The organism is Candidatus Chryseopegocella kryptomonas (assembly GCF_001536065.1).
Classification (GTDB): Bacteria; Bacteroidota; Ignavibacteria; order Kryptoniales; family Kryptoniaceae; genus Kryptonium; species Kryptonium kryptomonas.
Window position 1 is genome coordinate 37,489 of sequence record NZ_CZVW01000006.1, and the last position, 15,268, is coordinate 52,756.

Genomic DNA, 15,268 nt, shown 5'->3' on the forward strand with positions numbered 1-15,268 from the left:
TTATGAAAATTCCTTCGCTCAAAATATCATCTTTATTCCCGAAAGACCTTGCTCTTAAAGTTTTGATGTTTCTTGTTATCCCAATTTCTGTCGTGGTTCTTTTCCCAAGTCCTTACGCTTTTGAATATAAATATGAAGTTGGAAGTGTATGGCTTTATGATGATGTCGTTGCTCCTTTCTCATTCCCAGTTTATAAGGATGAAAAGCAATATCAGGATGAAGTTAAATCCGTCTATTCAAAAGTTTATTTCATTTTTGATGTTGACACACAGGTTTATAGAAATCAAGTTAGAGAGTTTGAAGATTTTATAACGAATTTGAAATCATACCTTGATTTGAAGAAAAGTTATCAGGTGAAAATAAATCGTGGTGTCAGCACAAGTTCATTGAAGCAGGATTCCATTGAGATTGAGCGATTGAAAAATTTATTGCTTGAAAAAGTAAATGTTTATGAACTTGAAAAAATTGAGTCGTTAAATAAAATTGGGTATTTTGAAATTGGCAAGTTTAAAGTTTTGGGACAAGCGTATCTTTCAATGATTTATCAGCCAGCGGGTGTGCTTTCCATACCGAGGGCAAATTTGAACAGAAATGAGATTGTTTTAAGAAAGGGTAAGTTTGAAGAAATTTACAAAGAGGGAAAATTTTACGATTTGAGCGAATGTTGGAATCTTGCCAAAGATTTTGTCAGGAAAAATTTTTCGGAGTTTGAAGAAGTTGACACTGCTGGATTTGATTTAGTTGCAAAAATTTATTATTCGTTTGTTAGACCAAATTTAATTTTTAATGAGAAAGAAACGAATGATTTGATTGAGCGAGAAAAAAGTAAAGTGTTGAAAACCGTTGGGGTTGTGCGTGAAAATGAAAAAATAATATCAAAACACGAGATAATAACGCCAGAGATATATCTTAAACTTGAATCTTTGAAAAAGGCACAAAAAGAGCGTGGAATTGGCACGGGCAAAATTCTCAAAGATTTGGGAAGATTTATCTTAACAGGATGTGTTTTCGCAATTTTCTGGATTTATCTGTATATGTATCGCAAAAGGATTTATTTTGACAACAAGTTGATCGCATTGATAACCGCATTGTTCTTGTTTGAAATTTTGCTTGCGTTTTTGGTGGGGAAAATAAAAGTTACAAGTAGCGATGTAAATTATCTTGTCCTTATTCCGACTTTTTCAATGTTGATGACGATAATTTTTGATTCAAGGGTTGCATTTTGGGCGACTTCTGTAATTTCGTTTATCACGGGGTTCGTTCTCGGATACAGTTATGATTTTGCGGTTTCGTCTTTTGTTGCTGGAACTGTTGCAATTTATTCTGTGAGAAGCATTGCAAATAGAATGCAAATTTTCAAAAGTTTTGTCTTCATATTTTTTGCTTATGTTTTCGTTGTGCTTGGTTTTTCGTTTCAAAAATATGAAAGTGTGAATTATTTGTTTGTTAAACTTGGTTTTGTCACAGCGAATTCTTTGCTTTCTCCAATTTTTACATACGGTCTTTTGATTTTCTTTGAGCGAATTTTTGGAATTATGACAGAGATTACGCTTCTTGAACTTTCAGATTTCAATCATCCGCTTTTGCGTGAATTACAAGCACGGGCTCCTGGGACATTCCATCATAGCATTGCTGTTGCAACACTTGCAGAATCCGCAGCTAAAGCCATAGGGGCAAATCCAATTCTGGCAAGAGTTGGAGCATATTACCACGATGTTGGAAAAATTTTAAATCCTGAATTCTTCATTGAGAATCAAATGGAGTCGGATAAACTTCACGATTCAATAACCCCGGAGCAAAGCGTTCAAATAATAATTTCGCATGTGGAGGAAGGACAAAAACTTGCGAAAAGATATAAGCTTCCATCCGAAATTATAAAGTTTATTCCTATGCATCACGGAACGACGCTTGTTGCGTATTTTTATGGCAAGGCATTAAAAAGGCGTGAGCTTAAAGATGTTGAAATAGAAGAAAGCAATTTCAGATACAAGGGACCAAAGCCGGATTCAAAGGAAACAGCAATTGTTATGCTTGCTGATTCAGTTGAGGCTGCTGTTCGTTCGCTTGATGATAAGACGCCGGAAAACATTGAAAAAATTGTTGAGGCTATATTTGAAAACAGAATTGAAGATGGACAACTTGACGAGTCAAATTTAACATTCAAGGACATTGAAGAGATAAAGAAAACATTTATTCAAATGCTCGTTAATCTTTATCATCCACGTGTTAAGTATCCAGCGCAAGAGGAAATTTTGAAAGAGAAATCAGAGCGAACCCCGGAGCCGAAAGCGAAATCAAAAAAGAGAACGAGAAAAGTTAAAAATGGCGGGGATTGAGAGCAAATATATTGTAAGCGAAGCGCTGTTAAGAATTAAAAGCGAGGTCTGGAGAAAATTTTTGACTCATTTTTTGAAATCAATTGAAATAGAAAAGGGCTATTCAAAAAATACTGTTGATTCATATTCAATTGACTTGATTCGTTATGTGTTGTTCCTTGAATCAAACGGGATAAATCATCCTGATGAAGTTGAAGAAGCAATCGTTAGAAATTATATTCGGGAACTTGGCTTAATTGGTTTGAGTCCGTCAAGCATTTCAAGAAATGTTGCGTCAATAAGAAGTTTCCATAAATTTTTACTCGTTGAGTCATATTCAAAAGTTTATCCTGTTGAGAACATTGAACATCCACGTGTTAAAAAGAAAATGCCGGAAGTTTTGACAGTTGATGAAGTTTTTCAACTCCTTGAACAACCAGACACATCAACACTTATGGGCATAAGAGACAGAGCAATTCTTGAGACGATGTATGCGACGGGGGTTAGAGTTTCTGAACTTATAAATTTGAGACAAACGGATTTATTCTTTGATATGGAAATATTAAGAGTTATGGGAAAAGGTTCAAAGGAAAGATTAGTTCCGATCGGCAAAGTTGCAATTAAGTGGATTCGTGAATATCAGTTGAAAGTTAGACCGAAACTTGTTAAAATAGGTAGTGGAGATGTTCTTTTTTTAAGCAGATTAGGAAAAAAATTAACACGGATGAGCGTGTGGAAATTGGTAAGAAAATATGCTTTGATGGCTGGGATAAGAAAAAAAATTCATCCACACACATTAAGACATTCTTTTGCAACGCATCTTCTTGAAGGAGGTTCTGATTTGAGATCGGTTCAGGAAATGCTTGGACACGCAAGCATAACAACGACGCAAATTTACACACACATAAGCAATGAAATGTTAAAAGAAATTTATCGGCTTTATCATCCAAGGTCAAACTAAAAACAAAAATGGAGAGAAGATATGGCAGGGCAACTTCCAAACTGGGAAAACATAGTTGAAAAACTTAATAGTTATGTTGATGATGTCAGGAAAGAATTTGAGCAAATGCTTGGTGAAATTGTTGAAGTTCCAACAATAAGTATGGATCCATCTTACAAAGGTGAGATTGAGAAGGGCGCTGATCTTGCGGTTGAATTTTTGAAGAAGTTTGGCTTTGAAGCAAAGAAATGTCAGACCCCAGGAAATCCCGTCGTTTTAGGTTCTTACATCACAGATCCGAAGAATCCAACAGTTGCAATTTACAATCATCTTGATGTTCAGCCAGCTGGTGGTCCGGAATGGGTTCGTGAGCCGTTTAAATTTACAATTGAAGATGGAAAATACTATGGTCGTGGGACAACCGATGACAAAGGTCCAGCTCTTACAGCATTGTTCGCAGCTCGTTTTGCAGTTGAGAATGGAATCCCAATAAACATTAAGTTTATCTGGGAATTTGAAGAAGAAAATGGAAGCCCAAACTTTGAATATTTCATCAAGAATTATAAGTCGGATTTAAAAGTTAACTCTGTTCTTGTTTCCGATACTTTGTGGATTTCACCGCAGAAACCATCCATTCCTTATGGTTTGAGGGGTCTTCAAGGTGCACGGCTTGTGCTTGAAACAGGAACGAAAGATGTTCATTCTGGAACAACGGGCGGAGCTGCACGCAATCCAATCGGCGAACTTTGTCAATTGATCTCACAGCTTTATGATGCTAAAACAGGCAAAGTGAAAATCCCGGGATTCTACAAGGATGTCAAAAAGCTCACCGACGCAGAGTTGAAGAACTTTCTCGCTTCAGGGTTTGATGTGAAAAGATGGATACAGGTTTACGGATTTAAGAGCATAAGGACGAAGAATAAAGCAGAGATTTTGAGGAGAATTTGGGCTGAACCTACATTTGAAGTTCATGGAATTGTCGGTGGTTATACAGGACCTGGGATAAAGACAATTGTCCCGCCAAGAGCCGAAGCGAAGATAAGTATGCGACTTGTGCCAGATCAAAAACCTGATAAAGTGTTTAAGCTTTTAAAGGATTATGTTAAGAAGTTAAATCCGGATGTTCAAGTTATAAAAGAAAATTCGCTTGAGCCGTATTATGGTGAATTCACCGGACCTTATGCGGAAGCAGCTGTGAAGGCACTTGAATTTGGTTTCGGTTTGAAGCCAGCGTTCATAAGAGAAGGCGGATCAATTGGTGCAGTTGTCACGATGAAAAAGCATTTGAAAGTTCCAATTGTCTTCATCGGTTTAAGCTTGCCTGAACATGGTTATCATGAGCCGAATGAGAATTTTGACTGGAGACAGGCATCCGGTGGAATGAAGACATTTGTTAAGTATTTCTATGATATTTCACAGATAAAGTGAAAACTTTAGCAGAGGGGCTTTCGTATGAAAGCCCCTTTTTCGTTTCAAAACTTGAAACTTAACAAAAAATTTATTATTTATTATTGTGTTTTTTAGAATTGTCAAACTCTAAAAAACAGGAGGAGGTGAAATTGAAAGCGTTAGGCAGGCATCTTTTGATTGAACTTTTCAACTGCGACAGAAAACTTTTAAACGATGTCGCTTTTGTTGAAAAGACGCTCACCAAATCTGCTGAACTTGCGGGAGCAACGATCGTAAAAACTTTTTTTCACACTTTTAATCCACACGGAGTAAGTGGGGTTGTTGTAATCGCAGAATCGCATCTTACAATTCACACCTGGCCAGAATATGGATATGCAGCGGTTGATGTCTTTACATGTGGTGATGATGTTGACCCGTATGTTAGTTATCAGTATTTGAAGGAGAAATTCAAAGCCAAAAGTGCCTATCTTATGGAGGTAAAACGCGGGCTTGCTGACAACATTAACAACACGATTACAAAGAAAATAACAACAGGAGTTCTTGCAGGAGAAAAGTGAAGTAAATACTGATATTCCAAATAGTAGTAGGAAACAGGACTACTGGTTTACTGAATATGGTCCGACGAATACCGCTATATCTTTAAGGGTGAAGTACAAACTTTTTGAAAAAACAACTCCATATCAAAAAATTGAAATTTTTGAGTCATACGATCACGGCAGAGTTATGGCTCTTGATGGATTTATTATGCTTACTGAAAAGGATGAGTTTATTTATCACGAGATGATAGCACATGTTCCACTTTTCACACATCCCGAGCCAACTTATGTTCTTGTCATCGGCGGAGGAGATGGCGGTGCTGTAAGAGAAATTTTAAAACACGAAACAATTAAAAAAGTTGAACTCGTTGAAATTGATGAGGAAGTTGTCAACGCAGCAAAAATTTATTTCCCTCAGGTGGCATCACATCTTGATGATGATAGAGTTGAAATAAGTTTTCAAGATGGAATTGAATTCGTCAAAGGTAAAAAGGGAGTTTATGATGTAATTTTGATAGATTCTCCCGATCCAATAGGTCCAGCGGTTGGACTTTTTGAGGAGAGTTTTTACAAAGATGCTTTCTCTGCTTTGAACGATTCAGGTATAATCGTTGCGCAGGCGGAATCACCTTTTGTTTTTCCAGATCTGATAAAGCAAATAAATTCAATTTTCAAAAAGTATTTCCCAATAGTTCGCTTTTATCTTGCAAATGTTCCAACCTATGCAAGCGGGGTTATAAGTTTTGTCCTTGGCTCAAAAAAATTTGACCCCATAAAAGATTTCAATCCGAATAGAGTCAAGAAAATTGTTCAAAGTTTAAGGTATTACAACGATAAAATTCACATCGCTTCATTTGCTCTTCCGAACTTCTTTGAGAATTTGCTTAAATAAAGATTCACGCAACGGGTGGATTTCAAAGTTGCATACATAATTTTGATTTTGACACTTTTTTTATCTTGTAACGCTGAGAAAGGAAAGGGCACTGATAAAAAAATTGTTCAAACATACGCAGAAATTTTATTCTTGACCGAAAAGTTTAGAAATGATTCAATCAAACTTAAACAGGAAATAGATTCGCTTTTGAAGTCAAATAACTTGACAATGAGCCAGGTTGATTCTATCACCGCTGAATATAGCAAAGATCCGAAGAGATGGGCGGAATTTTTTGATGAAGTTAAAAAACATCTTGACGAGAAAAGTTTAAATGCGCAGAAAAAATATAGATGAAATATCTCTTTACTCAATCTGGCTTTCCCACGCTGGGAAATTAAAACTCAAAACAAAAAACTCCGATGAGATAGAAATCCTTGATACGGGAGAAGTTAACACAACAGATGGAGCTGATTTTACTGACGCAAAAGTAAAAATTAATGGAAAAATTTATCGTGGTGATGTTGAGATTCACATAAAAGCATCGGACTGGAAAAACCATAAACATCATCTTGATGAAAGATATAACACGGTCATCCTTCATGTTGTTCTTCACGATGACACAGGAGATGGCTTTGTTCAGACGGTTTCGGGTAGAAAAGTTTTAACTGCAGAGATTGAAAGTGATGAAATTTTACATGGGAGAATCACGAAAAATGACAAGATAAAGTGCTATGGCGTCAATAAAATTGTTTCGGTTGAGGAGAAATTAAAATGGATTAAAAATCTTGGGCTTACGCGTTTGTTTTTTAAAGCGAGAAATTTAAGCGAAAGATTGAGCGAGATAATTGATGAAAATTTCTTTTTAATTTCCGACTCCCCGAAAGATTATTTTCCAACCTATCAAAGTTATTCGCTTTATCAACTTTCACACAGATTTGTCTGGGATCAGCTTTTATATGAGAAGGTTATGGAGGCACTGGGCTATTCAAAAAATAAATTGCCCTTTCAGAAACTTGCACAAAATTTAACATTAAAATTTATCTCCGAACATTCGTTTGCACATTCGTATGAGAAACAAATTTTAAGAATTCAAGCACTTCTCTTCGGTGTGGCTGGATTTATTGATCATTACTCCGGGAAAAAACTTGATGCGGAGACAAAACTTTTCATTGACGAACTTAAAAAAGAATGGATGAACGTGCGTGGTTATTATCATCGTGAGGTTTTACATCATTCGGAATGGCATTTTTCATCTGTCAGACCAGCAAATTCTCCAGCATTTAAACTTGGTGGCGCTTCGGTTTTAATCTGGCGGATGATACACGAAGATTTTTACGCTCAGTTAAACGAAATTATTATTTCAAATTTGGATGTTTTTGAAAAAGTTAAGCGACTTGAAAATCTTTTCCGCGTTAAGTCGGAAGGATACTGGGAAACACATTATAACTTCGGCAAATCTCGTGGGGTTAAAACTGATTATATGGTTGGAATTTCAAAAGCGCGTGAGATAGTTGTCAATGCGGTTTTGCCAGTAATGATGACATTTTCAAGAATTTTCAAAAACAGGGAACTTGAAAAGAAAGTAATTGAGATTTACAAAAATTTTCCGAACCTTTCAGCAAACTGGATCACCGCAAAACTTGAAGATGAGCTTTTCTTCGGGAGAGTTAAACTTTCTTCTTCAGGTTTGACACATCAAGGCGGGATACATCTTTTCAAATTTTACTGCTCAAACTCACTCTGCAATGCCTGCGCCATCGGTAATAAACTCTTTTTGTAATTTTGAGTGAATTTATTTTGTTCGGTTTATGAAATTTTGAATTTTTTCAACTTGCTCCACGCTTTCTGTCAATTTTGAAAACGCATCGCTTAAATTCTGGGCATTTGAAATTTTCAATATCTCTTCAATCGTTCCGCTTGCAACAATTTTACCGCGATTTATTATGATCAATTTATCGCAAATTTTTTCAATCACATCAAGAAGATGAGATGAGTAAAAAACAGTTCGTCCGTTTTGAGCAAGTTTTTTAATGAACTCTTTGAAGATTTTAATTGCATTTGCGTCAAGACCGTTTAACGGCTCATCAAGAAATAAAACTTTTGGATTATGCATCAATGCGGAGATTAAAAATATCTTTTGCTTCATTCCCTTTGAAAAACTTAACATCGGCTCATTTTTGAATTCATAAATTTCAAAAAGTTCCATAAGTTCAAATATGTTCCTTGTGATTTCAGATTCACTCATTCTGTAAATTTTACCCACAAATGTGAGAAATTCAACTGGCGTTAAAGTTTCAAATATCGCACCTGACTCGGGAACATAGCCAATGATTTTTTTTACATCGTCTGGATTTTCTTTGACATTTATTCCATCAATATATGCTGTTCCGCTTGTTGGTTTAATTATCCCTGTTAAAATTTTTATCGTTGTTGTTTTTCCTGCTCCGTTTGGTCCAATGTAACCGCAAATTTCTCCTTTACGCACACTAAAACTTATATTGTCCAGAACAAGTTTTTTGTCAAAGTATTTTATTAAATTTATTGCCTCAATCATCTTACGCTGACGGTGAAATTTCTTATCTCGCTTATTGAATTTATTATGTTTTCGCTTTTTGAAAAAGTTGCAATCTTCCAGAAGTAGGTTCGTCCGTTGTAGAGTGAAGGACCTGTGTAATTTACAGAAATTGTGTCAGATTGATTTTGTCCGTAAATGATTTTCTTCCAAATTTCATTTCCATATTTTGATGTTGAAAGAAAAATTATGTATCCGTTTGCATTTTCAACTTTTTTGAATTTGAATGTTGGGTCGTATCCAGTTATTGAATTATCGTTAGGTTCAATTAGCTCTGGTGTTTTTAAAATTATGTCGTCGTCTTCAAAGCTTGGTTTGCTTTCAAGTCCGCCTTTATCAACTGCAACTATTTTGTAGTAATATCTTTGATTCATTGAAAGATTTAATGTGTCGCGGAAAAAATTTGTTTCAGAAGTTGCGATTAAATTTGAATCGCCGGGTGTAAAGTTGGGTTTGTTTGCTCTGAAAATTTTGTAAAGTTTTATGTCTCCATCGGGGTTTTTATACCAGTTCAGATTAAAGTATATTCCATCTGGATCATTGTGGGCGAACACAGCAAGTCCAAATGGTTGAGTGGGGGGATAGATGTTAACTGGTTTTGCGCTGACAATTGAACTTGGTTCACTTTCGTTTCCGGAGTTATCAACAGCAGTTATGTAGTAAAAGTAAGTTGTGTCATAATCAAGCTCTTTGTCTGTGAAGATATTTTCTGTTGATTTACCGACCAAGTGAAACCTTATGCTATCGGTTCCGCGATAAACTTTGTAAAATGACAGGTCTGGTTCTCTATTATTTTGCCAGATGAGTATGACCATACCATCGCCTGCAAAATAAACATAAAGACCTTGTGGTGGTGAAGGTGGGGTTTTATCAGGTCCTGTGATCTCATCCATTTGTCTTGAACAACCGGAGATTAAAATGATTAAACCAAGAACGAAAATGAAGTTTCTCATTTAACTTTTGAACGAAGTTTTATTATCGTTACCTCAGCTGGGGCATTAAGTCTAATTGGAGCAAGTGTAAAGCCAAGCCCATTGTTTACATTTATCAACATTGAATTAAAGCGATAATCACCCGAGACATATTTTGTTTCAACTCTTGAAGGGACTATTTTAAAACCGAAAATTGAAAAGGTCACCTGTCCTCCGTGCGTGTGTCCAGCAAGAAAAATTTTATAACCATTTTCATGTGCAAGTTCAACAAGATTTTCAGAAGGTTGATGTGTGATTAAAATTTTAAGGTCCGCATTATTTTCGCTCAGTAAAGAATTTAATGTCTCAAAATTGGGTCTTTCGCTGTAAATGTTTGTGATGAATGTAAGCGTAAGGTTTGCGTTGTTTATTTTTAGTCTCAAATTTTCGTTTGAATAAAGTTTTAATCCATATTTTTGCATTTCGCTTTTTATGTTCTCAATTCCAGCCCAGTAATCGTGATCACCTATGCAAGCGTAAAATCCAGATTTTGATTTTATCTTTGATAACATCTCAACAGCGATGGGGATGTGTTCAGTCCCGTATGTGACCATATCACCTGTGAAGATTACAATATCAGGGTTAGTGGAATTGACGATGTCAATATATTTTTGAATTTTTTCTCTTTTGGTTCTTGCGTCCGCCTGTATGTCGCTTATGTGAACGATTTTAAAATTGTTAAGTGAAGGATGGAGATTTTCAATTTCAAAATCAATTGTTTTCTGTTTTATAGCATTTGTGTCAATGTAAATTTTAATTCCGGAGTATATCGCACTTGTGAGAGCAATTAACAAAGTTAACCTCGGCAAGATGGAATTTATCTTAGCTTGCAGATTTGATGTCGCAATTAATGATGAGATGATCTTTACTATGTCAATTGCAAGGAGTGGGAAGAATGTTTGGACTGCGAACACAAGCCCGAACCAAAATGGATAGGTAAATAAAACATCAAAAATTTTGTTTCCAAATCTAAATGATGAGATCAAACTTTGCAACCCGAGAAAAAATCCAATCAAGCCAACCAAGGGATATGAGACAAGATATAACGGAATGAAGATCGTGAAAAATTTTAAAATGCTCTGATTCGGATTTATTGTTTGTTTAACTGCGGTTGAGATTTTAAGTGTCAAGTAAGAATAGATCAAAATCAACAACCCAAGCAGAAGCAATGTCATTCTCAATACCCAGGGCAAGTTCAGTGTGATAAATTTGTTTTTGTTTCCTTAAAATTTTAAAAATTTGTGCAGATAAAAACAAATTTCGTTTTTTATTTTGAGTTTTTTTGATAATTTCTCACAAAAAAACAAGTTAAGGTGAGTTATCAAAGCGAGCTTGAAATAGCAATTGCGTCGGCAATTGAAGCTGGAAAAATTTTGAAAAATCATTTTGAAAATAGAGATAAACTTCAAACGCAGTATAAGAGTAAATCGGGGCGTGGAAGCCCAGTGACAAATGCAGATTTTGAATCAAATGAACTTTTGAAAGGAAAAATCACCTCAAATTTTCCGGATGACGGTTGGCTTTCGGAGGAGACAACCGACGATGAAACAAGATTAAGCAAACGCAGAGTTTGGATCGTTGATCCGCTTGATGGAACGAATGATTTTTTAAATGGAATTCCAGAGTTTTCCATTTCAATTGCACTTGTTGAGGATAAAATTCCAGTGCTTGGAGTTGTATATAATCCAGTAAGTGGGGAGCTTTATTTTGGCGTTAAAAATGAAGGAGCATTTTTATTGAAAGCAAAAGATGAAAAATCTTTCAGAAACTCAACCGCTCAAAGGCTTAAACTTAACAATGTGCGAAAAACTACCGCCGAAGCGTCGGTTATTGTCAGTAGGAAAGAAATTAACAAAGTTGAAAAGGTTAAACTTCTTGCTTCAAAATTTGGTCAAGTTAAATTTAGAGAGAGCATAGCTTATAAAATTGTGAGTGTCGCAAGTGGTTGGGCGGATGCTGTTGTGAGCATTTTTGATAAAAGCGAATGGGATTTAGCAGGCGCTCACATCATAGCTGAAGAAGCAGGTCTTAAAGTCACAGATTCTCACGGTGGTAAAATTTTTTATAACGAAAAAAATGTCCGAAAACCCGGTGTAATCATCGCAAATGAATTCTTGCATGATGAGATTTTGAGAATTTTAAAATCCGAATGAAATCATCAAAAATATACTCTCACCTCCGCTTGTGCTATGTGGACAATTCCGCTTGATGTAAAGCGACCGTTATAATTTCCTCCAATTTGAATGTAATCCCCAACGCTATATGAAACATTCAATCTCATGAAAACATTTTTGCCAGTATAATTTCCCTCAACAAGTTCGTATCCCGGCGTCCCGATGATGTTTTGTGTTGTGACCTCATTTCTTTCAACTTCAAAATCAATTCTTCCCTTATTCATCAAAAGCCAACTTATCTTAACACTTTGGCGATTTAAGTTCGCGCTTTTCCCGCTTATATCTTTGTTTCTTCCAGTGCCAGTTTTAAAACTTAATTCAATGTAATTAAATGGCTTATAAAAAATTTCAAGGTTCAAACTCTGCCCGCTTATGTCAAATGATTCATCTTCCCTGAATCCGCCGATTGATTTTTTGCTTTTTATCAATCCCTCCATCTGAAACCCAAGATCATACTCGGGATACCATCTCACTCTCAAAGAATTTTCAACGCCAGATGTTTTTTTCTTCGCTATGCTGTAACTGTACATTGCACCTGATTTTAAAAATCTGTATCTCACAGAAAATTTTCGGTTGTTTTCAAAAAGATATACATCCTGTCTGAATGTCATTGAACCGCTGATTGTCTTGTCCTCGCGTTGAAAATATCTCAAATTCAAAAGATAAATTTTTTCCCAATTTTCCAAACTATTTTCAGAAACTTGGAAGTATGTATCTGCTGAGATAGATGAAAGAATTTTTGAAATTGTGGTTTTAATCGTGAATAATCTTTCGGGATAGAGTCTTAAATTAAAGCTTGCGTCAACATTTGCACTTGGTATCATCTTATCGCCCGGAAGCGTGAGCAGAACATAGTCGCCGTCAAATTTTGTCCTTTCAAATTCGTTTGGGTCTTGAATTCCATTGTTGTTTAAATCTCCGATGTATCTGTAATTTCCAGTTCCACGTTGAACTTTTATAAATACTGGCTCAAGTTGTGAGATCATCTTTGTCATTGCGCGATAGATGAAACTCGTTCTAAATGCTCTGTTTAGAAACTCAGCTTTTCCCTGAAACCTTGCGAGAACATTGTTGACGCTTTTGCTTGATGAATCTGGGTTCACATAGATTTTTTTGTTAAGTGTTAAGTCAGCGTTTATGCTTAACTCTTTGCTTTCAAAGTTTGCTCTGTAATTTTGATTTCTCATTATGCTTGAGCGGGCGTAATTTCCATTTCTTACGACATCGTCAAATCTTAGCTCATAGGAAAATCCAGTTTTAAATTTTTTTAACGAAAATTCAACGCCGGGCACAAGCCGTAAAAACCTGAAACTTGCTGGATTTAATTCGCCATTGTTTAAAATTTCTCGCAATTCCATTTCATAATTCACAAATGGGATCACAAAACCAAATTTGTAATTTGCAAGACCTTTATTTCTGAGCCATTTTGAGTTTGTTTCAGTTGATTTTGAGATTAAAATTTCTGCGGTGTTATCAATTTTTGGTGCGTTATCTTCACCAAGTTTTAATTCAATCACGCCTCTGTCTGTTTTGAATTCGTTTTCGTTTCTCAACTGTCCATATCCAAAGTTTATTTGACTTTTCTTGAAAATTTCAAAGCGAAGAGAAGATTCAATTATTGATTCGTTGAGTTGTCTGATTTCGTCTATGTTCCATTTTCTGTTGAATTCAACGACATCAAATCTATCAATTCCGATGAAATTTTTATTTTTTTGTCTTTGAAAGATGTTAAACTCAATCTTTCTTAATCCTTTTTCCGAAATTTCACCTGTTGAATATTCAAGCCCGTATTTGAAAGCAATCCCTTTGTTGTTTGCGTCATCAATTGCGGAGAATTGATTTTGGTCAAAATTGCTGAGTGCGGTTTCAAAAAATAGATTAAAATTTCCGGCTTTGTATTTTCCTTTTAAATCAAAAAGTTGTAAAGATTGTGGCATTGGCAAAAAAATAAGCGGAAGATAATCACCTTTACCTCGTCCGACGAATTCATATTTTCCAATTCCTTTTCGTATATAATCACCTTTTCCAAAGCCAACATAGGAAAAACTAACGGAGTAAAGCGCCTGCTTATCCCCGGGCGAATAGACGAAAATTTCATATTTTGTTGAGTCAATTATCGTATCTTTTTTCACATATTGACCTTTCCCAATTCCCTTTGCTGAATCAAATCCGACGAAATTAACTCCGCTTTTTACTGCTTTTAAATTGTCATCTCCGCTTGAACTTAAAATTTCAATGTCCGACGGTGAGAGCACAAAGTCAATCGGTGCATTTTTGTTATCGGAGTCGTAAAAATATGAAAAGGATAAATTCAATTTATCTTCAAGGATCAGGTTATCGGATGTAAAAGCGAAAAAATTGCGAGCGTATTTTCTGTCAGTGTATTGGAAATCAACTGTTATTCTTGAAGCCGATGTTATCAAACGATTTGGAGTGAAAGTTATCTCTGCTGTTGAATAGTCAATTATGTAATCGTTGCTTTCACCTCGCGTCATTAGTTGCCCATCAATATAAACTTTTTCAGTTCCAGCTATGACAATTATATCTTTTTCACCATTTTGACCTGTCAATCTGTATGGACCTTGAACCCCATCAATGCCGTTGAAATAATTTGTTGCAAATTTTCCGCGTGAAGATGCGATTGCAATTGTGTTTTTGGTTTTGAAATTTTCAAACTCATAATTTGATTGAAATTTTCCGCCTTGCAATCTTCTTCTCACGCCTGCAAACTCCGGCGTCTCTGAAAAGTACAAACTTTGTTCATCGCTTATCCCATATCCAATGTCATAATCTCCGAAGATAGCAAATAAATTTTTTGATCTAACCTGAATAAAAATTTTGTCAATTTCCTGCAAAGTTTGCGTGTTCCCTTCCGGCTGAATTGGAATGTTTTCATCTGTAAGTGATGCAACAACCTCAATATCTTTTGTCAGATTTCCCGAAAGTTGAAGGTTAAATCCAGATTGAAGCGTAAGATCACGATTGCTCCCCAATGTAAAACCCCGAACTATGCTTCCATTTTTTCGGATGTTTCCGATTAATGCTGGATTTTCGTTTTTTTCACTTTTGAAATTTTCTCCGCTGGCTCTGGTGCTGTCTTTTATTTCTGTCTTCGTGTATTTGTAAAATGTTTTCCCAATTGGAATTGTTTTGTAAAATGCTTTGAGTTTGATTTTTGATGAATCAAGATTTGACCTTATTGATTTAAGTAGAAAAATTTTACCGCTGTTGTAGTCAATCAGATAATGAATCCCGCGGACGAGTTCTGTTGTGTCAATTTTCAAAATCTCACTTTTTGGAATGATAAAGCCATTCGGCAGATTTACAATGGAGTCGTTTTTTGAAATCTCAATTTCAAAATTTCTAAGCTGAGCATAACACAAATTTAACGAGAGAATAAAAATGCAAAACGCAACGCGCATAACGGGAGTAAATTGAAGATTGATTTTTTGAACGCATTTTCATAGATTTAATAT

Annotated in this window: 12 protein-coding genes; 8 read left to right on the top strand and 4 right to left on the bottom strand. The window is 35.5% G+C overall.

Translation table 11 applies throughout. The features are described 5' to 3' along the window. The first annotated feature begins 2 nt into the window (after positions 1–2). The 7 genes from AWW83_RS03530 to AWW83_RS03560 all read left to right on the top strand — a co-directional run bounded on the left by AWW83_RS03530 (position 3) and on the right by AWW83_RS03560 (position 7,855). Complete coding sequence (locus AWW83_RS03530) at positions 3–2,336, top strand: HD family phosphohydrolase (protein ID WP_092348599.1); 2,334 nt, start codon at positions 3–5, stop codon at positions 2,334–2,336. Next, positions 2,323–3,276, top strand: a complete 954-nt coding sequence (xerD, locus tag AWW83_RS03535; protein WP_092348602.1) for a site-specific tyrosine recombinase XerD — start codon at positions 2,323–2,325, stop codon at positions 3,274–3,276. The genes AWW83_RS03530 and xerD overlap by 14 nt, the downstream gene beginning before the upstream one ends. Before the next feature lie 21 nt (positions 3,277–3,297). After that, positions 3,298–4,683, top strand: coding sequence for a M20/M25/M40 family metallo-hydrolase (locus AWW83_RS03540; RefSeq protein WP_092348605.1), 1,386 nt, complete (start codon positions 3,298–3,300; stop codon positions 4,681–4,683). A gap of 125 nt (positions 4,684–4,808) precedes the next feature. Further along, entirely contained in the window at positions 4,809–5,222 is a 414-nt protein-coding gene (gene speD, locus AWW83_RS03545) for an adenosylmethionine decarboxylase (protein ID WP_092348787.1), read from the top strand. Continuing rightward, the gene (gene speE, locus AWW83_RS03550) at positions 5,206–6,093 is read left to right on the top strand and encodes a polyamine aminopropyltransferase (RefSeq protein WP_268761452.1); all 888 of its coding nucleotides are present in this window, start codon (positions 5,206–5,208) and stop codon (positions 6,091–6,093) included. The genes speD and speE overlap by 17 nt, the downstream gene beginning before the upstream one ends. A gap of 15 nt (positions 6,094–6,108) precedes the next feature. Beyond that, positions 6,109–6,429, top strand: a complete 321-nt coding sequence (locus AWW83_RS03555) for a hypothetical protein (RefSeq protein ID WP_092348608.1) — start codon at positions 6,109–6,111, stop codon at positions 6,427–6,429. Then, positions 6,407–7,855 carry a DUF2851 family protein gene (locus AWW83_RS03560; RefSeq protein WP_092348611.1) on the top strand — a complete coding sequence of 483 codons (1,449 nt, stop codon included), beginning with the start codon at positions 6,407–6,409 and terminating at the stop codon, positions 7,853–7,855. Before AWW83_RS03555 ends, AWW83_RS03560 begins: the two co-directional genes overlap by 23 nt. Before the next feature lie 12 nt (positions 7,856–7,867). Here AWW83_RS03560 and AWW83_RS03565 read toward each other — a convergent pair whose 3' ends face one another. The 3 genes from AWW83_RS03565 to AWW83_RS03575 are packed head-to-tail and all read right to left on the bottom strand — an operon-like array spanning position 7,868 to position 10,793. After that, on the bottom strand, positions 7,868–8,629 hold the full coding sequence (locus AWW83_RS03565) for an ABC transporter ATP-binding protein (RefSeq protein WP_092348614.1): 762 nt from the start codon (positions 8,627–8,629) through the stop codon (positions 7,868–7,870). Further along, complete coding sequence (locus tag AWW83_RS03570; protein WP_092348617.1) at positions 8,626–9,600, bottom strand: fibronectin type III domain-containing protein; 975 nt, start codon at positions 9,598–9,600, stop codon at positions 8,626–8,628. Before AWW83_RS03570 ends, AWW83_RS03565 begins: the two co-directional genes overlap by 4 nt. After that, positions 9,597–10,793, bottom strand: a complete 1,197-nt coding sequence (locus AWW83_RS03575) for a metallophosphoesterase (protein WP_143713878.1) — start codon at positions 10,791–10,793, stop codon at positions 9,597–9,599. Before AWW83_RS03575 ends, AWW83_RS03570 begins: the two co-directional genes overlap by 4 nt. Positions 10,794–10,931: 138 nt before the next feature. Between AWW83_RS03575 and AWW83_RS03580 the strand changes: the two genes are divergently transcribed. Then, positions 10,932–11,771 carry an inositol monophosphatase family protein gene (locus tag AWW83_RS03580; protein WP_092348622.1) on the top strand — a complete coding sequence of 280 codons (840 nt, stop codon included), beginning with the start codon at positions 10,932–10,934 and terminating at the stop codon, positions 11,769–11,771. Positions 11,772–11,776: 5 nt separating this feature from the next. On the opposite strand, the gene AWW83_RS03585 is transcribed toward AWW83_RS03580, so the two are convergent. Then, positions 11,777–15,214 (bottom strand): hypothetical protein, encoded by a 3,438-nt coding sequence (locus AWW83_RS03585; protein WP_092348625.1) that lies wholly within the window; start codon positions 15,212–15,214, stop codon positions 11,777–11,779. Positions 15,215–15,268 lie beyond the last annotated feature (54 nt).

What these genes read in the sequence shown, in the direction of transcription:
- AWW83_RS03530 (WP_092348599.1), top strand. Translation starts at nt 3, where the DNA reads ATGAAAATTCCTTCGCTCAAAATATCATCTTTATTCCCGAAAGACCTT.
- xerD (WP_092348602.1), top strand. Translation starts at nt 2,323, where the DNA reads ATGGCGGGGATTGAGAGCAAATATATTGTAAGCGAAGCGCTGTTAAGA.
- AWW83_RS03540 (WP_092348605.1), top strand. Translation starts at nt 3,298, where the DNA reads ATGGCAGGGCAACTTCCAAACTGGGAAAACATAGTTGAAAAACTTAAT.
- AWW83_RS03560 (WP_092348611.1), top strand. Translation starts at nt 6,407, where the DNA reads ATGCGCAGAAAAAATATAGATGAAATATCTCTTTACTCAATCTGGCTT.
- AWW83_RS03565 (WP_092348614.1), bottom strand. Translation starts at nt 8,629, where the DNA reads ATGATTGAGGCAATAAATTTAATAAAATACTTTGACAAAAAACTTGTT.
- AWW83_RS03570 (WP_092348617.1), bottom strand. Translation starts at nt 9,600, where the DNA reads ATGAGAAACTTCATTTTCGTTCTTGGTTTAATCATTTTAATCTCCGGT.
- AWW83_RS03575 (WP_143713878.1), bottom strand. Translation starts at nt 10,793, where the DNA reads ATGACATTGCTTCTGCTTGGGTTGTTGATTTTGATCTATTCTTACTTG.
- AWW83_RS03585 (WP_092348625.1), bottom strand. Translation starts at nt 15,214, where the DNA reads ATGCGCGTTGCGTTTTGCATTTTTATTCTCTCGTTAAATTTGTGTTAT.